The sequence below is a fragment of the Microtetraspora sp. AC03309 genome (genome assembly GCF_020826795.1).
In the GTDB taxonomy this organism is placed as follows: domain Bacteria; phylum Actinomycetota; class Actinomycetes; order Streptosporangiales; family Streptosporangiaceae; genus Microtetraspora; species Microtetraspora glauca.
Genome location: NZ_JADDIL010000037.1, coordinates 20439 through 41280, shown reverse-complemented (window position 1 = coordinate 41280; position 20842 = coordinate 20439). Strand labels below are relative to the sequence as shown.

The window sequence follows — 20842 nt, the reverse complement described above, 5'->3', positions numbered from 1 at the left end:
TCAGGTAGATCGTCACGCGTCATCTCTGTAGGGGGCGCAGAGAGCGGAGGTCGTTGATGAACGTCACGGGGGATCGGGTGGCCCGGCTCGCCGGGGGACGGGAGCAGGTGGTGCGGGCACGCAGGCTCGTGTCCGCCGCCCTGGGGAAGGACCACCCGCTGCACGACGATTGCGTCCTGCTGACCAGCGAGATCGCCACCAACGCGGTGGTCCACTCGCGGTCGGGTGAGGGCGGGTCGTTCACGCTGACGGTGTCCCGCACGGACGCGGGGGTACGCGTCTGCGTGCAGGACGAGGGCTCGGCCGATCCGCCGTGCGCGGGCCACGCCGTACCGAACGGCACCGGCGGGCGGGGCCTGCCGCTGCTCGACGCGCTCGCGGCGCGATGGGGGATGATCCGGGAGGCGGGCCGCAACCAGGTCTGGTTCGAGATGGCCTGACCGAGGCGCCGATCCCAGGGGGGTCGGGGGACGGGCGTGGTCGCCTTCTATCCTCGGAATCGCCGCGCTTTCCCCGCCATGACCGATTCCTAAGGAAGACCCGTGACCTCATCGAACCTCGGCGACCGCGACCGGCTCGTCGCCGAGCACGACCGCGCCGTCCACGACCACGCCGCCCTCGTGGCGCGTGGCCTGTCCCTCGACCTCACCAGGGGCAAGCCCGCCGCCCGGCAGCTCGACCTGTCCGAGGCCCTCCTCGCGCTGCCCGGCGAGGGTGACCACACGGCCGCGGACGGCACCGACTGCCGCAACTACGGTGGACTCCAGGGCCTGCCGGAGCTCAGGGAGATCTTCAGCGGACCCCTGCAGGTGCCCGCCGCCCAGCTCGTGGTGGGCGGCAACTCCAGCCTCGCGATGATGCACGACACCGTCGTCCAGGCGTTGCTCAGCCGGCTCCCCGGCGCGGAGCGCCGCTGGGTGGACGAGCCGCGGGTCGCCTTCCTGTGCCCGGTTCCCGGGTACGACCGGCACTTCGCCCTGTGCGAGCGCTTCGGCATCGAGCTGATCCCCGTGCCGATGACGCCAGAAGGCCCCGACATGGACGTCGTCGAGCGCCTGGTGCGCGAGGACGCGCAGGTCAAGGGCATCTGGTGCGTGCCGAAGTACAGCAACCCCGACGGCGTCTGCTACAGCGACGAGACCGTGCGTCGCCTGGCGGCCATGCCGACCGCGGCCCCCGACTTCCGCGTCTTCTGGGACAACGCGTACGCCGTTCACCACCTCGCGGACAGCCCCGTGGAGATCGCCGACATCCTGGAGCTGTGCGCGGAGAACGGCAACCCGGACCGCGTCTTCGTCTTCGGCTCCACCTCGAAGATCACCCTGGCCGGTGCCGGAGTGGCCTTCTTCGGCTCCTCGCCCGCGAACGTCGCCTGGCTGATCGGCAACGCGGCCAAGCAGACCATCGGCCCCGACAAGATCAACCAGCTCCGCCACGTCCGGTTCCTCAAGGACGCCGAGGGCCTCGCCGCGCACATGCGCCGCCACCGCGACCTGATCCGGCCGAAGTTCGACGCGGTGATCCGCATCCTGGACAAGGAGCTGGGCGGCACCGGTCTCGCCTCCTGGTCCGACCCGGCCGGCGGCTACTTCATCAGCCTCGACGTACCCGAGGGCTGCGCCCGCGAGGTGGTGCGCAAGGCGGCCGAGGCCGGCATCGCGCTGACCCCCGCCGGCGCCACGCACCCGTACGGAGACGACCCGCTGGACCGGACCATCCGTATCGCGCCCACGTATCCGGACCTGGAGGAGCTCGAACTCGCCATCGAGGGCCTGGCCGTCTGCGTGCGCCTCGTCGCCACCGCCAGGCTCATGGAGCGCGCCTCGGGGAGCTGATCGGTTACAACCGCGCTGCACCGGGCAGTCGAAGGTCCTCCCAAAAAGGGGCGGAATGTCCCTGACGGGATGGGCCCTTCGGGCGGATGGTGGACATATGAAGCAGAGTCTGCGCCTCGGGCGGGTCGCCGGCATCCCGGTGGGCGCCCACTGGTCGGTGCTGGTGATCGCCGCACTCATCGCGGCCAGTCTCGGTGGCGCCGTACTGCCCGGCGCGGCCCCGGGACAGGCGCCCGGGCTCTACTGGACGCTCGCGGTGGTGACCTCGGTCCTGTTCCTCGCGTCGCTCCTGGCCCACGAGCTGGCGCACGCGCTGGTCGCCCGGTGGCGCGGCGTCCCGGTCAAGTCGATCACGCTGTGGCTCTTCGGCGGCATCACCCAGATGGAAGGCGAGGCACGGACACCGCGGGGCGAGCTGGAGATCTCGGTGGTCGGCCCACTGACCAGCCTGGCCGTCGCGGGCCTCGCCTTCCTCATGGCCGCGTTCATGCCCGGACCCCGCGTGGTCCTGTCCGCCCTAATGTGGCTGTCCCTGATGAACCTCCTGCTCGGCGTCTTCAACATGCTCCCCGGCGCGCCGCTCGACGGCGGCCGGGTCCTGCACGCCGTGCTGTGGTGGCGCAGGGGCGACCGCGTGAGCGCCGACCGGGCCGCCGCGCGCGCCGGGCAGGGACTCGGGCTGCTGCTGATCGCCCTGGGCGTCGCCGAGGTCCTCTTCACGTCATGGGCGGGCGGCCTCTGGCTCATGATCATCGGATGGTTCCTCGCCGGGGCCGCGGGCACCGAGATGGCCGCGAGGTCCGCCCGCGAGGGGCTCGGGGGAGTGCGGATCAGGGACGTGATGACCCCGTTGCCCGACGCCGCCCCCGCCTGGCTGGAGGTGGAGGAGTTCGTCTCCGGCGTGGCCTCCCGCTCGCACCAGTCCGTGTTTCCCGTGGTCGCCTTCGACGGCGCCCCCGTCGGATACGTGACCCTGGAGACCCTGGCCGCCGTTCCGCCCGCGCAGCGCGCCACCACCCGCCTGGACCGCCTCGCCAGACCGGTGCCGCCGGAGCGGATCCTCGGCCCCGACGAGGAGGCCGCCAAACTGCTCGAACGTCCGGCCATCGGCCCGATGGCCGCCCTCGTCACCGAGGGAGGACGCGTCGTGGGCATGGTCACCGCGCAGGATCTGTCCAGGATGGTCCGGTTGGCGCTCCTGCGCCGTACCGGATGAGCGGGCTGGCCGAGCCGGTGGGATGGGCTCTCGACGCGTGACCGGCCCGTCCGGGGGCAGAGGACCGCCCAGGACGCGACCTGACGCCCGGGATCTGAGGGAACCGACGGCGAGGAGGCGGCGGCGATGCGAGCCGATTACTCCCAGCGGCCCGTGGTGGCCGGATACGACGGATCGGCGTGCAGCGAGACGGCCCTGCGGCTGGCGGTGCGGGAGGCGCAGTTGAGGTACGCGCCTCTGGTGGTGACCCACGCCTGGCAGTGGCCGTTCGCCGTGCCTCCCAGCGACCCGTCGGTGATCGAGACCGTACGGCACTCGGCGGAGTTCGTCATCGGCAAGGGCGTCACTTTGGCGAGCACGCTGGCGCCGAGGCTGGAGGTCAGGTCCCGGCTGGAGAACGGCTCCCCGGCGTCGGTCCTGCTCACCGAAGCGGCGGCGGAGGAGTTGATCGTCCTGGGCACGCGCGGGATGGGCGGCTTCGAGCGGCTCAAGGTCGGCTCGACCGCCGTCCAGGTAGCCGGGCACGCGCCCTGCCCGGTGATTCTGGTCAGCGGGCCGAGCTCCGCCTCCGGCCGGATCGTCGTCGGGGTGGAGGACTCCCCGCGGAACGGGAAGGCGCTGGCCTTCGCCCTGGAGGAGGCGACCCTGCGCCGCAGCGGGCTCCTGGCGGTGCACGCGTGGAGGGACGGGGACGAGTCGCCCCGTGAGGCCGCGGCCCGCTTCCAGCGGATCGTGGCGCCGTGGTGCGAGAAGTATCCGCAGGTGGAGGTCTCCACCTCCTTCGCGGAACGGCCTGCGGAGGAGGCCCTGCTCGCCGCGAGTGAGGGCGCCGCGCTCCTCGTCGTCGGCAACCGCGCGCACCGCGAACCTGCGGGCGTCTCGCTCGGCCTGGTCACCCAGGCCGTGCTCCACGACGCGCTCTGCCCCGTCGCCGTCGTCCACCAGGGCTGACCGATCCACCGTAGGAATCTACGTTGTAAAGGCGCGCGGGCGACTCCCTGATCTCACCTCCGTACATGCCCTAGATCCAGCCCTCGAGGCCGGCCATGAAGTCGTCGAACAGGTGACGATGGATCGTGTGCTCGGCGCCCTTCACCACGCGCACCTCGAAGCCCTTGGAGGCGAGGGCGTCGGCGAATTCCCGGGAGACCAGATCGCTCGGATCGGCCAGCTGGACCAGTGACGGCACCACCGGCTCCGGGGTGAAGTCCGGGCCGGCGAACGAGTCCAGCGCCAGCGCGGTCGCCGGGTCCCATTTGGCCAGCATCTCGACCTCGAGTGCGCATTCCTCGGCGGACCAGCCGGGATGGACCTGCCGCACCATCTCCACGGTCTGGTCCTTGGCCGCGGCCATCATCGCGCCGAGGTCCACGCCGTCGACCTTGGGGAGGCGGAACGCCGGATCGGAGTAGATCGCCTTACCCGGCATGAGCCGCTCGACCGCGACCGACAGGGTGAGGCCGCCGAGTGAATGGCCGATGGCCAGGTCGGGGGCGGCCGGGACCGACTCCAGCACGCTCGACGCGTACAGCTCGGGGGTGTAGTCACCGGCGCGGGGGCTGTCACCGTGGCCGGGCAGGTCCACCGCGATGACCCGGTAACCGTGCTCGGCCAGCGCCGGCCCGACCCGCCACCAGCAGCGGGAGTCGGCCATGATGCCGTGGATCAGCACGGCGACCCGGTCACCGGAGCCCCATTCGCGGGTGTGCAGCATCGGACCACCTCACAGATGTGATCGACATTACGGAGCGTGTGCCGGCAAGGGGGGACGCCCCTGCAGGTCACCCCGGCGGCGACGCGCCGTTTATACGTATAAGCAGTTGATAGCATCGCCCCCAGAAGGTGACAAGAGCGAGGTTCTGGTCTTTATCAACTCGCGATGATCCAGAATGGACGTGATGTCCGCTAAGCCGCCCACCAGTCTCGACGTCGCCCGCGAGGCAGGGGTCTCTCAGGCGACCGTGTCGTACGTCCTCAACGACCGCCAGGGTGTGCGGATCAGCGACGAGACGCGGGCGCGGGTCCTTGAGGCCGTCGACAGGCTCGGGTACGTGCCGCACGCCGGGGCGCGGACGCTGCGGACCGGGCACAGCGGGCTGGTGCTGGTGCCGCTGGTCGACGTCCCGTACGGCCCGCTCGCCGTCGGCCTGATGGAGGAGTTGGACCGCGAGCTCAGCCGGCTCGGATACACCATGATCCAGTACGGCGCGCGCCGCCTGAAAGGCGTGGCCGCCGCCCGCGCCTGGGCCGAGCTTCGCCCGGTCGCGGTCCTCGCCCCGGCCGGGCGGCTGACCCGGCAGTCCGTGGACGTACTGCACTCGGCGGGGATCAAGGCGGTGATCGGCATCGGCGTCGTGGGCTGGTCCTCCGAGATCGTCTCCACCATGACCCTGGACCACGAGGGGATCGGGGCGACGGCCGCCGAACACCTCCTCGCGCGTGGCAGCCGCACCCTCACCGCGATCGTCCCGGCCGAGGACGGCCTGCGCGACATGGGCCTGCTCCGGGCGGCGGGCGTGCGGCGGGTGGCCGCCGCCCGCGGCGTGCCGTACACCCAAGTGGACCTGGCCTTCTCCGAGGCCGCGACCGCCGCACGGCTGGACGTGTGGCGGGCCGCGGACACCACCGGACACGCGCGGACCAAGCACGGCGTGTTCGCCTACAACGACGAATACGCCATGTTGCTGATGGCCGTGCTCGCCGACAACGGGTTCTCCGTGCCCGGCGACGTGGCGGTCGTGGGGTGCGACGACCTGCCGTTGGCGAACCTGCTGCGGCCCCGGCTCACCACCGTCCGCCTTGATGTCACGACCGGTCCGGTCATGCTCGCCCAGACCCTGGACGAGATCGTCAGGGGCGGCGCCGCCGGGCGGCGCCGCCTCGCCCTGTGGAGCCATGCCCTGGTCGAGCGCGACTCCACCTGACCGCCGACGATCGCGGTCGGAACACGATCTTCAACTAGAGGCGAAGCAGCGGCATCAGCCGCTCCTTGCGCGCGGAGTCCTCCAGCAGCAACTCGCCGGCCGGGCGGCGCGGAGCGCGCGGCACGACCGGGCCGTATCCCATCCTGATGATCATCTGGGCGTGGCCCCTGGCGTGCCTCGGGTCCGTACGGCGGCGCATGTCGCGCAAATCGAGCGGCTGGTTGAGGAACGAGGCGGAGATGCCGTGGCAGGTCGCCATGAGCAGCACCCGCTGGAGCGCCTGGCCGGCGTGCAGCCAGTCCACCGGCCGGTCTCCCCGGGTGGTGAGCACGGCGAGCTGGGGGCGTGACTCGAAGCGGACGACCCGCCGGTTCGGGTTCCGATGGCCCAGCCCGAAGTCACGGACGGGTGCGGGATCGCGGTCCGCCCGCGGTCCGTGGACGTGCCGCGGGACGCCGTCGAACAGCGCACGGCCCGCCGTCCACGCCGCGAGCTCGGCGAGGTATCCGCGGTCGCCGGACATCTCGTCGCTCGCCATGGCGACCTGTTCGAGGAGCTCGCCCGCCGCCTCGGCGTCGAGGGGGACCAGATTGGCGCCCTCGCGGCTGGCGGCGATGCGCAGGCCCGCCAGGACCGACGGCGGGATCAGGCGGTCGTCGAACGGCTCGCGGTTGGTCCGCCGCACCCTGATCGCCGAGTAGAGGGACCGCTCGGTCGCGTTGGCCGGCGTCGACTCGGTCATCCTGATCGAGGCGAGCAGCTCAGGGGCGTCCGGGTCGGGCAGCAGGGAGACGGCGGGGCGGTATCCGCCGATCCTGATCGCCAGCCTGAGGTTGAACAGGGCCGCGCCGCAGCTGACGTGCATCGACCGGCCCCGGGGGTCGCTGACGCGCAACCGGCGGCTCGGATCGCACAGCAGCTCGGCCACGTCGTCGCCGACGGTTCGGAGGCGCCACGGCTGGGTGTTGAGCACGGAGGGAGCCTGCTCGGCCGCCACCAGCAGGTACTGAACGCCGAGATCGGACGCCAGGGGCGAGAGCATCGGGGGCCTCCTTGGGATAGACGGATCTCGCACAGGGCCAGACTTCGCCGCATCCGCGCCGGAGAACAGTGCCGACGGCCCCCGCGCCGCCGGGACTTTGGTCATCAGGCACCGCCTGACCGGGGAAACCGGTCAGGCGGGCTCGTGCAGCCAGCAGGCGACCGGCCCGAACTCGGGCTCGCGCTCCCTGCACACGTCCATCACCTTCGGGCAGCGAGGGTGGAACCGGCAGCCCGGGGGCGGCGCCGCGGGGTCGGGAACGTCCCCTGGCAGCTCGGCCGGGAGCACGCCCGCCCCGTCCGGCGCCGGGATCGCGCCGAGCAGCGCCCGCGTGTACGGGTGCCGGGGATCGGCCCAGACCTCGGCGGTTCGGCCCACCTCCACGATCTTCCCCAGGTACATCACCGCGATCCGGTCGGCGATCAGCCGCACCACGGACAGGTCGTGGCTGATGAAGAGCAGGCCCGCGCCCGACTCGACCGCGAGGTCCCGCATCAGACGGGCCACCTGCGCCTGCGCCGAGGCGTCGAGCGCCGAGATCGGCTCGTCGCCGATCAGCAGGGACGGCCTGGCGGCCAGGGCCCTGGCGATCGCGATGCGCTGGCGCTGTCCGCCGGAGAACTCGTGCGGGTACCTGGTCGCGAACTCGCGCGGCAGCCCGACCCGGTCGAGCAGGTCGGCGGGCGTGGTCGAGGTGTCGGCGGCGGCGCGCAGCCCGTCGGCGATCTGGTCGCCCACCCGCCGGCGCGGGTTCAACGACGCGTACGGGTCCTGGAAGACCATCTGGACGCCGGTCAGGGCACGGTCCCTGCGGCGCAGCCCCAGCGGCTTCACCGGGCGCCCCTCGAACGCGATGGTCCCCGAGGCCGGGCGGCCGATCCCGCACACCGCGCGGGCCAGCGTCGACTTGCCGCACCCCGACTCGCCGACGAGGCCGACGACCTCTCCGGCGGCGACGCTCAGGCTGGCCCCGGCCACGGCGCGCACCACGGGGCGGCCGGGCGTCCGGTGCTCGACGACGAGGTCGTCCACGGTCAGCAGTGTCATGCCGGCTCCACTTCGGAGGACTCGGTACCAGCGTCCTCGGCGGCCCGCGCGTTCTCCGGCAGGGCGTCGAGCAGCGCGCGGGTGTAGGCGTGGCGCGGCTCGCGCAGCACCTCGCCGCGCGGTCCCGTCTCCACGACCAGGCCGTCCTTCATCACGCTCACCTCGTCGGCCACCGCCGACATCACGCCGAGGTCGTGGGTGACGAGCAGCACGGCCAGGCCGAGGTCGTCGCAGAGGCCGCGCAGCAGCCGCAGGATGCCCGCCTGGACGGTCACGTCGAGCGCCGTCGTCGGCTCGTCCGCGATGAGGACCTTCGGCGAGCAGGCCAGCGCGACCGCGATCGCGATGCGCTGGCGCATGCCGCCGGAGAACTGGTGCGGGTAGCGGTCGATCGCCTCCTCGGGCCCGGGGATCCGCACCTTGCGCATGAGGTCGATCGCCCGGTCGCGCGCCTCGGCTCGGCCGAGGCGCAGGTGGTGGCGCATGTGCTCGGTGAGCTGCCGTCCCACCGTCAGCATGGGGTGCAGGCTGGTCGCCGGGTCCTGAAAGACCATGGCGACCTCGGCCCCGCGTACGGCGTTGAGCCGCTTGGGGGCGAGGGACAGCAGGTCGCGGCCGGCCAGCTCGATCCGGCCCCGCGTACGGGCTCCGTGGGGCAGCAGGCCGAGTACGGCGAGGCCGGTCATGGTCTTGCCGGAGCCGCTCTCCCCGGCCAGACCGTGCACCCGCCCCTGCTCCAGGGTGAGGTCCACCCCGCGCAGGATCTCCTTGCCGTGGATCGCCACGGTGAGGTCGGAGATGGTGAGGATGCCGTTCCCGGCGGTCTCCTGGCTTCGCGCAGTCTGTCGCTCCGTCAAATTGCACGCTCCTTGATGGCGCGGGCGGTCCGGGGGTCGAGCGCGTCGCGCAGCGTGTCGCCGAGGAAGTTGAACGCGAGCACCACCGTCAGGATGGCGAGACCGGGGAAGGTCGCGACCCACCAGCTGTCGAAGACGTCCACGCCGGAGGCGACCATCGCGCCCCACTCGGGGGACGGCGGCTTGGCGCCGAGGCCGAGGAAGGACAGGCCGGACAGCAGCAGCAGCGCGGTGCCGATGTCGAGCGTCGCCAGCACCAGGACGGGGCCGGTGACGTTGGGCAGCACGTCCACGCGGAGCGAGCGCCAGGCCGAGAAGCCGAGAAGCCGCCCGCTCATCACGAACTCGCGCTCGCGGATGCCGAGCACCAGGCCGCGCGTCACGCGGGCGTAGGCCGGCCAGGCGACGACGAGTACGGCGAGCACCGCGTTGCCGAGGCTCGCGCCGAGGGCGGCGGCCACCACCATGGCGAGGATGATCGTGGGGAAGGCGAACACGAGATCCGCCAGCCGCATGATCGTCTCGTCAACCCATCTGCCGAAATATCCGGCGCAGGCGCCGAGCAGGCCCCCGATCAGCACCGAGAGCGCCACCAGCAGCAGCGTCAGCGGGATCGACACGCGGGCGCCGTACAGCACGCGGCTCAGGATGTCGCGCCCGAGCTGGTCGGTGCCGAACCAGTGGCCGGGCCCGGGAGGGGCCAGCCGGGGGAGCTCCTGGGCGAGCGGGTCGTGCGGCGCCACCAGCGGCGCGGCCAGCGCGATCACGATCCAGGCGAACGCGACCACGCCGCCGACGATCGCCAGCGGCTGCCGCCACGCCTCGGGGAGCCGCCGCGTCAGCCCCCCTCGCCGGCCCTCTCGCCGGCCCCCTTGCCGGCCCTCTGTCAGCCGTCGGATCACGAGATTCTCACTCTGGGGTCGATGACGCCGTACAGAACGTCCACGATCAGGTTGATGACGAGGTAGACCACGCCCACGACCAGGCCGACGCCCATCACGGCGGGCAGGTCGAGGGAGGTCGCGCTCTTGTAGGCGTACTGGCCGATCCCCGGCCAGGCGAAGATCGCCTCGACGAGCACGGTGCCGGACAGCAGGCTGCCGAAGGCGAGACCGGCGACCGTGATCACGGGGACCAGCGCCGACCGCAGGACGTACCTGAACAGGATGACCCGGGCGGGCAGGCCCTTCGCGCGGGCCGCGCGCACGTAGTCCTGGCCGAGCACCTCCAGCACCGCGGAACGGGTGAACCGGGTGAGCAGGCCGATCGTGTAGAGCGCGAGGACCAGCGCCGGGGTGATCAGGTGGGCGGCCGCCGAGGCGAACACGTCCCACTGCCCGGACAGCGCCGCGTCGATCGTGTAGAGGCCGGTGACGTGCGGCGGCGCCGTCATGCCGGGGTCGATCCTGCCGCTGCCCGGGGTGATCTGCAGCCGGTAGAAGAAGACGTAGAACGCCACGAGCGCCAGCCAGAACGTCGGCACCGAGATGCCGAACAGGCTGGTCACACGCAGGATGTGGTCCGACAGCCGGTCACGGCGCAGCGCGGCGACGACGCCGAACGCGACTCCCAGGACCAGCGAGATCAGGATGGCCGCGCCCGCCAGCTCCAGCGTCGCGGGCACGAACTCGGCGAGGTCGTCGGCCACGGGGCGGTGGCTCTGCTGGCTCTGGCCGAAGTCCCCCTGAAGCACCCCGGAGAGGTGGAGCAGGTACTGCTGGGGGAGCGGCTTGTCCAGTCCATGGTCCGCGCGCCACTGCGCCACGATCGCCGGGTCGCCGATGGCGCGCTGACCCAGGTTGGCGGCGGCGGGGTCGCCGGGGACCAGGTTCGTCAGGATGAACGTGACGAGCGTGATGCCCAGGGCGAGCAGCAGCGCCGTGACGATCCTGCGGATCAGGAACCGGACGAACGGACGCCGACCGGCGGCGCGGCCCCGCCTCTTCTGGCTGGGAAGGGCCGCGCCGCCGTCCTGGTCCTTACTTGGCGCCGAGGTCGGCGACATTGATCGTCCACACCGGGTGGTACTCCAGGCCCGTGACCGATCCGGCCGTCACGATGTTCTGGCCCGGCTGGATCAGCGGGATGAACGGCCCGGAGGCGTTCAGCTTCGTCTGCACGTCGGTGTACGCCTGCTTCCGGGCGTCGTCGGTCACCGCGGCGGCCGCCTTGTCGCCCGCGGACTCCAGCTCCTTGTCGGATCCCGCCTTCCAGCCGGCGCGCAGGCCGACCAGCTTGCCGGGCAGGAACGACAGGTAGTTGCTGGGGTCGGGGAAGTCCGGGCCCCAGTACCAGAGGCCGAGCTCCTCCTTGCCGTTGCGGTAGTTGTCCAGGGCCGTGGTGACCGGCGCGGGCGTGATCTCCACGGTGATGCCGACCTCCTTGAGGTTGGCCTGGATCCGCTCGGCCAGCGGCTGGAAGGACAGGCCGTTCACGGTCAGCTCGCTGGGGTACTCCAGCTTGACCGTGGGGTCGGTCACGCCGCTCTCGGCCAGGGCCGCCTTCGCGCCCTCGACGTCGCGCGTGGTCGCCTGGTCCGCGGGGAGCGCGCCGAGGAACATCGACGGGATGATGCCCGCGGCCTGCGTCGAGCCCTCACCGGCCAGCTCCAGCAGGCCCGCGTAGTCGATGCCCTTGCGCAGCGCCTCGACGAACTTGGGGTTGGAGGTGACCTTGCTGACGCCGGTGTCCTGGTTGGCGAGCAGGAAGAACACGTACGCCGAGGTGGTCCGCTTGACCTGCAGGCCGCCCGTCATGCCGGTCACCTGGTCGCCCGAGAGGTTCAGCGCGACCTGGCTGTCGCCGCGCTGCACGTTGAGCTTCTGCGTGGCGGACTCGACGTTGCGGATGACGACCTTGTCGTAGGTCGGCTTCTTGGCGCCCCAGTACTTGGCGTTCGCCTTGAGCACGACCTGGCTGCTCACGTTGAACGACTCGATCGTGTACGGCCCGGAGCCGGCGGAGGCGGAGTTGAGGTACTGCTCGGCCTTGTCGTTCGGGTCCGCGGTCGCGCCGTGCTCCTTGGCCACCTTCGAGTTGAGGATGCCCAGGGCCGGGTTCGGCAGGATGTACGGCAGCGCCGGGTTGGGGGTCTTCGACGTCAGCGTGATCGTCGAGTCGTCCGTCTTGGCCACGTCGACACCGTCGAGCAGGAAGGACGGGGTGCCCTTCATGTCGCGCACGCGGGTCAGCGAAAAGAGCACGTCGTCCGCGGTGACGGGGGAGCCGTCGGCGAACGTCGCGCCCTGACGCAGCTTGAGCGTGAGCGTCGTGCCGTCGGACGAGAGCTCGTACGACTCGGCGAGGGCCGGGACCGGCTTGGTGACGTCGGCGCCCTCGAAGGTGAGGAGCGTGTCGTAGGTCGCCTTGCCCACGATCAGGCCGGTCGGCTCGTAGGTCCGGCCCGGGTCGGCGGTCTTGAGATCGAAGGATGTGTCGATCACGAGCGTCTTGCTCGCGCCGCTCTGCGCCGTCGTGCCGGACGAGCCGCCGCTGGAGCACGCGGCGAGGGCGAGAGCACCGGTGAGCAGGACCGGCAGCAGTGCGGTCGTCGCCTGCCGGCGCCGCGAACGGAGCGCCATATCTGTATCCTCCGAAAATGTGCCATGTGAGACGTTTAGTCGCTGATGGTCCAGGAGTGTCAGGCAGAAAGTCCAGCGCGTGCCGCGAAGCTGAGACGAATCTGATGAGGGGGGAACTGCAGTGACCGAAACGTCAAGCTACCCGACGCGTGGGGGTACTCCTCCTGGACGGATCGGCATCGGTCTGGAGCTGGACGCGATACATTTCAAGATCCTTGAGGTGCTCAGGGAGAACGGCCGGATCTCCGTGGCCGCGCTCGCCGAGCGCGTCGGCATCTCCCGCGCGAACGCCTACACCCGGTTCGAGGCCCTGCGCGCCGACGGCGCGATCAAGGGGTTCACCGCCGAGATCGACCACGTCCGCGCGGGGCTGGGCATCACCGCGCTGATCTTCGTCACCGTGCGGCAGCAGATGTGGCGCCAGTTCCGCGCCCAACTCGCCCAGATTCCCGAGGTGGAGTACTGCGCGATCACCACCGGCCAGCACGACGCCATGATCCAGGTACGGATGACCGACGTGGCCGCCGTGCACACCCTGGTCACCGAGCGGCTCGCGAACATCCCGGCGGTGAAGGCCACCGAAACCGTCTTCATCCTCGACGAGGTGATCAGGCGGCCGTACATCCTGCCGACCGACAGGAGGCCCGCCACGCGGCGGCCCGCCCCCGAGGCGTCCGGTGACGGGGTGCCGCTGGGCAAGATGCGGTTCGAAGGGGTCTCCGAGGGGCGGGCGGGCCTCCAGAGGGACAGCAAGGGCTGAGGCGCCCGCCCGGCCTCAGGACACCTCGGCGCAGACGCTGACGTGCTTGGTGTCGTCGCCCTCGAACTGGAACTCCTCGATCAGGTGCAGCCGCCCGTCGGGCAGCGTCTCGATCCGGCTGGCGCTCCGTCCACCGGCGCGGCCGCCGCTCTTGAGCTGGTGGATGTAGGTCAGCTCGATGCGGTCGGCCTCCCTGGTGCCGACGAAGTGCCCGTGCACCACCGTGTCACCGACGTAGTCGCCCCAGATGATGCCGTCCTCCTCCTTGTAGACGAACTCGGTCGGCCCGTCCGGGTCGACCGCGCTCGCGGTGGAGCTGACCATGACGAACTTGCGGTCGTTGAGATTTCTGTCGTCCATGACTCCGCATGGTGCCGATCCGTCCGGAGTTCGCAATCGACGCTGGACGTTTCGCCGTGCGGGCGGGCCGGGGAGACATCTTCCGTCCAGCCGGTCCCGGCCGTCCCCGGGGGTGCCGCGCACGGTTGGTCGCGATCGACGGCGAGAACGCCGCCCGCGCTCCTGGCCGGTTCGCTCTCCACGATCGACCGGCTGGGCGGTGGCCGGGTGATCGCGGGCTACCCGGCCGAGGCGGGCGCGGACGAGATCCTTCTCGACCTCCAGCTCACCGCCGGAGACGACGATCACCTGCTCGATCTCGCCGGGGCGTTCCGTTCGGCACTCGCCTGACCATGGCCTCAGGGCCCTGACGATCAGTTTCGCGTGTGACTCGATGAAGGAAAGTTACAGAAGCTTCACGTCTTGTGGAGATAATTGACGTCATCGCATCTTCACCATAAAGTCCGGAAAAAGTTCCGCCTGTCCAGCCCAGATATAAAGACCCCCACGGAGCGGTCCATGAAGCGTGTAGCAGCGGTAGTGTCGTTGCTCAGCCTTGCCGCCGTCACCGCGACGGCGTGCAGCAGCACCAGCACGGGTGGCAAGTCGGCGTCCGGTGGTGGCGTCTACACCACGATCGACGGCCTGAAGCCCGGCCTCGACGTCAACGGGCCGATCAACCCCTGGAACCCCAAGGGCAACATGTTCCAGGGGTACAACGCGATGAAGCTCGGGTGGAAGAAGAACCACCTGACCGACCCGAACCAGTTCTATCCCGGCATCGCCGCGAGCTGGGACATCGCGCCCGACAACTCCTCGATCACGCTGCACCTGCAGCCGAACAACAAGTGGTCCGACGGCAAGCCCGTCACCGCCGAGGACGTCAAGCTCTCCATCGCCCTCGCGTACACGCAGGGCAGCACCGCCTTCGCGATCACGCCGGGCGCTGCGGGAGCGGCCTCCGAAGTCGAGATCGTCGACGACCACACGGTCAAGATCTCGCAGGACATGAGCAACCCCAGCGTCACGTTCGTCCGTGGCGTAATGGACAGCTTCGTCGTCCCGGCGCACATCTGGAAGGACGCGGTCCCCGCCGACTTCTGGGACAAGCTCAAGGCCTCCCGCGGTGAGGGTGCCGAGGCCGAGAAGGCCCGCGCCGAAATCACCGCCCTGTCGGAGAAGGTGCTCGCCTTCGCCCCGGCCAAGGACGTCTCCGCCGGGCCGTTCACGCTCGAGCGGATGAACCCGGGCGAGGCGCTCCTCGTCAAGAACAAGAACTTCTACAACGCGGCCAACGTCGGCCCCGACCAGGTCAAGCTGCTCAACTACACCGGTAACGAGCAGATCTGGAACTACCTGATTTCGGGTAAGCTCGATAACGCGCCGTTCACCGCTGTTCCCGCCGACGTGATGAAGCGGATCGGACAGACGCCTGGCAACGCGGTCATCAAGGGCTTCTCGCCCGTCTCGGTCGCGATGGCCTTCAACCAGTCGAAGAAGCCCTACGACAACGTCCACGTGCGCAGGGGTCTCGCCTACCTGGTCAACAGGGACGAGGTCACCAAGATCGCCTCTCCCGAGGGCGGAACTCCGGCGCTGACCACCACGGGCATCCACCAGAAGCCCGCGGAGGCGTGGCTGGGCGGCGAACTCAGCCAGCTCGAGCCGTACAAGCTCGACACCGCCAAGGCGGAGAAGGAGTTCAAGGAAGCCGGCCTGAAGAAGACCGGCGGAAAGTGGACGCTCCCCGACGGGAAGCCGTGGAAGTTCACGATCAACGTGCCCGCGCCGTTCTCCGACTGGGTGTCCGCGGCCAAGGCCGTGACCAGCCAGCTCAACGAGGCCGGGGTGAGCGCCGAGGTGCTCACCACCGCCGACTACCCGCTCTACCTTGAGGAGCTGTCGGCGGGCAAGTACGACGTCGGCTTCTGGCTCGTGGCCCTCGGCCCCGCGCCGTACAACATCTACCAGCGCCTCTACGGCGCCTCGAACGGTTGGACCAACCTCGGCGGCAAGATCAAGCACTCCGCCCCGGGCAAGGACGGCAACTGGATGGGCAGCCCCGAGACCATCGACGTCGAGGGTGTCGGGAAGGTCAACCCCGGCGAGCTCACCGGCAAGCTGAACTCCGCGCCCGAGGCCGAGCAGAAGCAGATCGTCAGCCAGCTCGCCAAGGCGGCCAACCAGGACCTGCCCGTTATCCAGCTGTGGGACTACGTCAACACCCAGTTCGTCAACACGAACCGGTTCACCGGCTTCCCGGAGAACGAGAGCGACCTGCTCCGGGAGACCTCCGGTGTGTGGATCCAGCTCGGAATGATCAAGAAGAAGTAGGTTCATGACGCTCATCGGGGTCCCGGGACGTTCCGGGGTAATCGCTGTCGCACGACGACTCGCGGGCCACCTGGCCCGCGGGCTCGTCATGATCCTGGTGGTCACCACGATCAGCTTCCTGATCATCAGGAACATTCCCGGTGACCCCATGGCGGCCAAGTACGAGAAGCTCGTCGAGCAGGGCATGTCGCCCGAGGCGGCCCAGCAGGCGGTCAACGTCCTGTACGGGTTCATGCCCACGGGCAGCATGTGGGAGCAGTACCTCGACTACATGAAGGGACTGGCCCGGCTCGACCTCGGCCAGTCGCTGACCGTGCCCGGCACGGGCGTGTCGACGGTGCTCATGTCCGCGGCCAAGTGGACGCTGATCCCGGTGCTCGCCGGGACCCTGCTGAGCTTCCTGGTCGGCATCATCCTGGGGGTCTACGCGGCCATCAAGCGCCAGGGCAAGCTCGGCGACCTGCTCGCGATCTCCGGATCGCTGCTGCACGGCGTGCCGCAGTACGTGCTGGCGCTCCTGCTGGGGGCGATCTTCACCACGCTGATCCCCATCCTCCCCGCGGGAGGAACGGCCGACATCATGTTCGAGCCGGGATTCAACGCCGGCTACATCGGCTCGCTGGTCCAGCACGCCACCCTGCCCGTCGTGACGTACGCGCTGGCGAGCTACGGCGGCTGGATCCTGGCCATGAAGTCGAGCGTCGTCACCGTGCTCGGCGACGACTTCATCCTCGCCGCCGAGCTGCGCGGGATGAAGCGCTCGATCATCTTCAGGTACATCGCCCGCAACGCGATCCTGCCGCTGTTCACGATCCTCGCGCTGTCGCTGGGCCTGCTGTTCGGCGGTGCCATCTTCATCGAGCGGATCTTCAACTATCCGGGTCTCGGGCTGATGCTCATCGACAGCATCACCGGACGCGACTACGCCCTGATGGGCGGCGCGTTCCTGCTCATCACGGTGGCGATCATCATCGCGAACATCGCGGCGGACCTGCTGTACACCGTCATCGACCCCCGGGTCAGAAGCGGAGGTGAGGCCGCATGACCGCCACCACGATCATGCCCGAGGCGCGTACCGCCTCGGCGACCCTGCGCCGCAACTTCTGGCGCGGCGTCTGGCGCGTCATGAAGCGCAAGCCCAGCCGGATGGTCGGCGTGGTCATCATGGCCGGGTTCGCGTTCATGGGAATCTTCGGGCCGATGCTCTATCCGGAGCGGCTGCCGCGCGACACCTCGGCGCTCTACGCGGCGCCGAGCTGGGCGCACCCGTTCGGCACGGACTTCGAGGGCACCGACGTGCTCGCCCTCGTCGTCACCGGGTCGCGGTACGTCCTGCTGACCGGCCTGGTCACCGCGGTGATCACGGTCGTGCTCGGCGCGGGCATCGGACTGTTCGCCGGGTTCAGGCGCGGACGCTGGGACAGCGTCCTCATGCGGATCACTGACATGAAGCTGACGATCCCCGGCCTGCCGCTGCTGCTGGTGCTGTCCACGATCTGGAAGTTCACCAGCGCCATCGAGATGGGCCTCGTGCTCGGCCTGCTCGGCTGGGGCGGCGTGGCCCGCGCCGTACGCGCGCAGACCCTGTCCCTGCGCGAGCGCGGCTTCGTGGAGGCGGCCAGGGGACTCGGCCTGTCCACGACCCACATCATCGGCAAGGAACTGCTGCCGAGCATGGCCCCGTACATCGCGATGAACATGCTCATCGCGGTGACCGGAGCCGTCTACGCGCAGGTGGGCCTCTTCTTCCTCGGCGTCCTGCCGTTCGAGGCCAACAACTGGGGCGTGATGCTCAACCTCGCCGTGTTCGGGGGCGGCGCGCTGACCACGACCGCCGCCCTGCCGTACCTTCTGGCGCCGCTGCTGGCGATCCTGCTGCTCACTTTGGGCATCGTGCTCGTCGTCGACGCCATGGACGAGATCTTCAACCCCCGTCTGCGTGAGGAGTGACCGGTGTCCGTGACTTCTGACAAGAGGGCGCCGGGCGTCCGCATCAGTGACCTGTCCGTCGTCTACCGCACCCCGGCGGGCGAGCTGCCCGCCGTCCGCGGCATCGATCTGGAGCTCGTGCCCGGGACGATCACCGGAGTGGTCGGCGAGTCCGGCTCCGGCAAGTCCACCCTGGCGCTGTCGCTGCTCAACGCCGTGCAGCCGCCCGGCAGGATCAGCGCGGGCAGCGTGGAGATCGACGGGCTCGGCGACGTCGTCGCGCTCGGCGGCGACGACCTGCGGCGCGCCCGCGGGCGGCACGTCGGGTACGTCTTCCAGGCGGCGCAGAGCTCCCTGAACCCGCTGAAGACCGTCGGCAAGCAGCTGCTCGACCTGGGCCGCTCGCACGACGTCGAGGACCTTCCCGGCCTGGTCAAGGAGGCGAGAAGCCTGCTCGACCGGATGGGCATGGACGGGGCGCGCGTTCTCGACTCCCACCAGCACGAGCTGTCCGGGGGCATGCGCCAGCGGGTCGGCATCATGCTGGCGCTGGTGCTCAACGCCCACCTCGTCGTCCTCGACGAGCCCACGACCGCGCTCGACATGATCACCCAGGCCACGATCCTGCGGATCATCCGCGAGGTGCACGAGGAGCGCGGGCTCACCACGCTCGTCATCACGCACGACCTCGGCGTCGTCGCCGAGGTCGCCGACCGGCTCGCCGTGATGTACGGCGGTCGCGTGGTCGAGCAGGGCCCGACGAAGGAGGTGCTGGGCAACCCCCGTCACCCGTACACCCGGGGCCTGCTGCAGGCCATCCCGCGCCTGGTCGGCGACATCGACGAGGCCAGGGCGCTGCCCGGCCGCCCCCCGACGCTGGGCACGATCCCGGCCGACGGGTGCGTCTTCCGTGAGCGGTGCGCGGTGCGCATGGACGTGTGCGAGACCGGGGAGCCGCCCGTGCTCACCCAGGGCCCGCGCATCGTCGCCTGCCACGCCGCGGACATGGGACCGGAGGCGGTGACAGAACCGGCCAAGGAACGGCAGACCGTCACGGCGGGCGTCGGGGACACGCCCACGACAGGGGAGGAGCAGGCGTGATCACGGGGAAGGGCATCACCAAGACCTTCCGGCAGCGGGGCGGAATGCTCGGCGGCCGCGAGGTGAAGGCGCTGCGCGGCGTCGACTTCACCATCGAGAAGGGCGGGGCGGTCTCGTTCATCGGCGAGTCCGGCTGCGGCAAGACCACCCTGGGCCGCATCCTCGCCGGCCTGGAGAGCTACGACTCCGGTGAGATCGTCATCGACGGCGTCCCGATGTCGTCGCTCCGGCACAAGAGCCGCCAGCCGCACTTCCGCCGGATCCAGCTCATCCACCAGGACCCGTACTCCGCGCTGAACCCGGCGCGGACGATCCACCAGACGCTGGACGCGCCCCTCTCCCTGCGGGCCAAGCAGACCGGCCGTTCGCGGGCGTGGATGGAAGAGCGGGCGGAGGAGCTGCTCAGCCTCGTCGGGCTCGACCCGGGCTACGTGCTGCCGCGCTACCCGCACCAGCTTTCCGGCGGCATGCGCCAGCGGGTGGTCATCGCCCGCGCGCTCACCGTCGACCCCGACATGCTCGTCGCCGACGAGGCCACGTCGATGATCGACGTGTCCCTGCGCCTCGGCATCCTCGCCCTGCTCAAGGACCTGCGCGACCGGCTCGGCGTGAGCGTGCTGTTCATCACGCACGACGTCGCGACCGCGCGCTACATCGGCCTGGACGGCGAGCTGTACGTCATCTACCGGGGCCAGGTCGTCGAACGCGGCCCGGTGGAGACGGTCATCGCCGACCCGGTGCACCCGTACACGCAGTCGCTGCTGTCGGCCATCCCGGTGCTGCACGGCCTGGAGGTCCCGGGCGAGGAGCGCGTGGTGCCGACCGAGGTCGTCGACCCGTCCCAGCAGGACGCCGCCTGCCTGTTCGCGGCGCGCTGCCCGTTCCGCACCGAGCGGTGCGTCTCTGAGCTGCCCGTCCTCGGTCACGACGGCGGGACGCTCCAGGAGCACGCCTGCTTCCACCCGCAGCGCCGCAGCGTTGTCGCCACACCGGCGGTCCAGCTGTGACGGCGGGGATCCGGGAGGCGTCGGCCGACATCGAGGCGCTCGGCGAGCTCGCCTCCGCCGCGCTCACCTACGACGCCGCCGAGGCGCCGCTGCTGGTCGCCCGGCTCGCCACACCGCCCGCGGACCGCCGCTGGACCGCGCTGGCGACGGCCGGCCTCGACGGGGTCGTCCTCGCCTCGGTGTCCACGCGCGATCCGAGCTCCGGGCACGTGGACCTGCTCGCCGTACATCCGGACGCCCGGGGCGAGGGACGCGGACGTGCTCTGGTCGCCGCGGCCGAGGAGTGGCTGCGCGCCGAAGGCGTCACCACTGTGCGCTTCGCCGGGAACCCGCCGTCCTACGCCTGGCCGGGCATCGACGTGCGCTACACCGCCGCCGCCTGCCTGGCCGAGTCCCTCGGCTACCAGCGCGAGAGCGTCGCCTGGAACATGACGGCCGACCTGTCCGGCGGTCATCCCACGGTGGACGACGTGGAGCGGCTGGCCGGAAAGGGCGTCGCCGTACACGCGGCCGAGCCGGGCGAGCGGGCCGCCGTGGCGGCGTTCATCCGCGAGCACTGGAACGAGAACTGGGCGTGGGAGGCCGAGCAGGCCACCGGCTGCCACTACGCGTCCCGCGACGGGGAGATCATCGCCTTCGCCGCGTGGGGCGCCAGGCCGGCCTGGTTCGGGCCGATGGGCACCGCACCCGCCGCGCGCGGGCTCGGCGTCGGCGGCGTGCTGCTGCGCCGGTGCCTGGCCGAGATGCGCGCGGCGGGCCTGACGAGCGCCCAGATCTCCTGGGTGGGGCCGCTCCGGTTCTACTCCGGAGCGGTCGGCGCCCGGGCGGAGCGCGTCTTCTGGCTCTACCGCCGGGACCTGCGGTGACGGC

21 protein-coding genes are annotated in these 20842 nt (G+C 70.7%); 13 read left to right on the top strand and 8 right to left on the bottom strand.

What is annotated here, in order from left to right; translation table 11 throughout:
* Positions 1–56 precede the first annotated feature (56 nt).
* The 4 genes from IMZ11_RS22290 (at position 57) to IMZ11_RS22275 (ending at position 4002) form a co-directional block, all read left to right on the top strand.
* Complete coding sequence (locus tag IMZ11_RS22290; RefSeq protein ID WP_061261188.1) at positions 57–440, top strand: ATP-binding protein; 384 nt, start codon at positions 57–59, stop codon at positions 438–440.
* 102 nt (positions 441–542) lie between these two features.
* Positions 543–1835, top strand: a complete 1293-nt coding sequence (locus tag IMZ11_RS22285) for an aminotransferase class I/II-fold pyridoxal phosphate-dependent enzyme (protein WP_228644287.1) — start codon at positions 543–545, stop codon at positions 1833–1835.
* A gap of 97 nt (positions 1836–1932) precedes the next feature.
* The gene (locus tag IMZ11_RS22280; protein ID WP_228644286.1) at positions 1933–3051 is read left to right on the top strand and encodes a site-2 protease family protein; all 1119 of its coding nucleotides are present in this window, start codon (positions 1933–1935) and stop codon (positions 3049–3051) included.
* Positions 3052–3177: 126 nt separating this feature from the next.
* Positions 3178–4002: a universal stress protein gene (locus IMZ11_RS22275; protein ID WP_228644285.1), complete on the top strand. Its 825-nt coding sequence runs from the start codon at positions 3178–3180 to the stop codon at positions 4000–4002.
* A gap of 70 nt (positions 4003–4072) precedes the next feature.
* Here IMZ11_RS22275 and IMZ11_RS22270 read toward each other — a convergent pair whose 3' ends face one another.
* Positions 4073–4765 (bottom strand): alpha/beta fold hydrolase, encoded by a 693-nt coding sequence (locus tag IMZ11_RS22270; protein WP_228644284.1) that lies wholly within the window; start codon positions 4763–4765, stop codon positions 4073–4075.
* 184 nt (positions 4766–4949) lie between these two features.
* On the opposite strand from IMZ11_RS22270, the gene IMZ11_RS22265 reads away from it, so the two are divergent.
* On the top strand, positions 4950–5975 hold the full coding sequence (locus tag IMZ11_RS22265) for a LacI family DNA-binding transcriptional regulator (protein ID WP_228644283.1): 1026 nt from the start codon (positions 4950–4952) through the stop codon (positions 5973–5975).
* A gap of 34 nt (positions 5976–6009) precedes the next feature.
* On the opposite strand, the gene IMZ11_RS22260 is transcribed toward IMZ11_RS22265, so the two are convergent.
* The 6 genes from IMZ11_RS22260 to IMZ11_RS22235 form a co-directional block, all read right to left on the bottom strand.
* Positions 6010–7017 carry a nitroreductase family protein gene (locus IMZ11_RS22260; protein ID WP_228644282.1) on the bottom strand — a complete coding sequence of 336 codons (1008 nt, stop codon included), beginning with the start codon at positions 7015–7017 and terminating at the stop codon, positions 6010–6012.
* A 132-nt stretch (positions 7018–7149) separates the two neighbouring features.
* Positions 7150–8064, bottom strand: coding sequence for an ABC transporter ATP-binding protein (locus tag IMZ11_RS22255; protein WP_228644281.1), 915 nt, complete (start codon positions 8062–8064; stop codon positions 7150–7152).
* Positions 8061–8921 (bottom strand): ABC transporter ATP-binding protein, encoded by an 861-nt coding sequence (locus tag IMZ11_RS22250; protein ID WP_228644280.1) that lies wholly within the window; start codon positions 8919–8921, stop codon positions 8061–8063. The genes IMZ11_RS22255 and IMZ11_RS22250 overlap by 4 nt, the downstream gene beginning before the upstream one ends.
* A complete protein-coding gene (locus IMZ11_RS22245; RefSeq protein ID WP_228644279.1) occupies positions 8918–9823 on the bottom strand; it encodes an ABC transporter permease in 906 nt (301 codons plus the stop codon). The genes IMZ11_RS22250 and IMZ11_RS22245 overlap by 4 nt, the downstream gene beginning before the upstream one ends.
* A complete protein-coding gene (locus IMZ11_RS22240; RefSeq protein WP_228644278.1) occupies positions 9820–10926 on the bottom strand; it encodes an ABC transporter permease in 1107 nt (368 codons plus the stop codon). Before IMZ11_RS22240 ends, IMZ11_RS22245 begins: the two co-directional genes overlap by 4 nt.
* Positions 10901–12502: an ABC transporter substrate-binding protein gene (locus IMZ11_RS22235; protein ID WP_061261200.1), complete on the bottom strand. Its 1602-nt coding sequence runs from the start codon at positions 12500–12502 to the stop codon at positions 10901–10903. The genes IMZ11_RS22240 and IMZ11_RS22235 overlap by 26 nt, the downstream gene beginning before the upstream one ends.
* A 121-nt stretch (positions 12503–12623) precedes the next feature.
* On the opposite strand from IMZ11_RS22235, the gene IMZ11_RS22230 reads away from it, so the two are divergent.
* Complete coding sequence (locus IMZ11_RS22230; RefSeq protein WP_228644277.1) at positions 12624–13262, top strand: Lrp/AsnC family transcriptional regulator; 639 nt, start codon at positions 12624–12626, stop codon at positions 13260–13262.
* A 15-nt stretch (positions 13263–13277) separates the two neighbouring features.
* Here the strand turns inward: IMZ11_RS22230 and IMZ11_RS22225 are convergent, their stop codons facing one another.
* A complete protein-coding gene (locus IMZ11_RS22225) occupies positions 13278–13622 on the bottom strand; it encodes a hypothetical protein (protein ID WP_228644276.1) in 345 nt (114 codons plus the stop codon).
* Between the two features lie 207 nt (positions 13623–13829).
* Here IMZ11_RS22225 and IMZ11_RS45375 point away from each other — a divergent pair, with 207 nt between their 5' ends.
* The 7 genes from IMZ11_RS45375 to IMZ11_RS22195 all read left to right on the top strand — a co-directional run bounded on the left by IMZ11_RS45375 (position 13830) and on the right by IMZ11_RS22195 (position 20838).
* Positions 13830–13952 carry a hypothetical protein gene (locus IMZ11_RS45375; RefSeq protein ID WP_255706873.1) on the top strand — a complete coding sequence of 41 codons (123 nt, stop codon included), beginning with the start codon at positions 13830–13832 and terminating at the stop codon, positions 13950–13952.
* A gap of 168 nt (positions 13953–14120) precedes the next feature.
* Positions 14121–15935, top strand: coding sequence for an ABC transporter substrate-binding protein (locus tag IMZ11_RS22220; RefSeq protein WP_228644275.1), 1815 nt, complete (start codon positions 14121–14123; stop codon positions 15933–15935).
* A 4-nt stretch (positions 15936–15939) separates the two neighbouring features.
* A complete protein-coding gene (locus tag IMZ11_RS22215) occupies positions 15940–16980 on the top strand; it encodes an ABC transporter permease (protein WP_061261204.1) in 1041 nt (346 codons plus the stop codon).
* A complete protein-coding gene (locus IMZ11_RS22210; protein WP_061261205.1) occupies positions 16977–17885 on the top strand; it encodes an ABC transporter permease in 909 nt (302 codons plus the stop codon). The genes IMZ11_RS22215 and IMZ11_RS22210 overlap by 4 nt, the downstream gene beginning before the upstream one ends.
* Before the next feature lie 3 nt (positions 17886–17888).
* Positions 17889–18965 (top strand): ABC transporter ATP-binding protein, encoded by a 1077-nt coding sequence (locus IMZ11_RS22205; protein ID WP_228644274.1) that lies wholly within the window; start codon positions 17889–17891, stop codon positions 18963–18965.
* Complete coding sequence (locus IMZ11_RS22200) at positions 18962–19972, top strand: ABC transporter ATP-binding protein (RefSeq protein WP_228644273.1); 1011 nt, start codon at positions 18962–18964, stop codon at positions 19970–19972. The genes IMZ11_RS22205 and IMZ11_RS22200 overlap by 4 nt, the downstream gene beginning before the upstream one ends.
* Positions 19969–20838, top strand: a complete 870-nt coding sequence (locus IMZ11_RS22195) for a GNAT family N-acetyltransferase (RefSeq protein WP_228644272.1) — start codon at positions 19969–19971, stop codon at positions 20836–20838. The genes IMZ11_RS22200 and IMZ11_RS22195 overlap by 4 nt, the downstream gene beginning before the upstream one ends.
* Positions 20839–20842 lie beyond the last annotated feature (4 nt).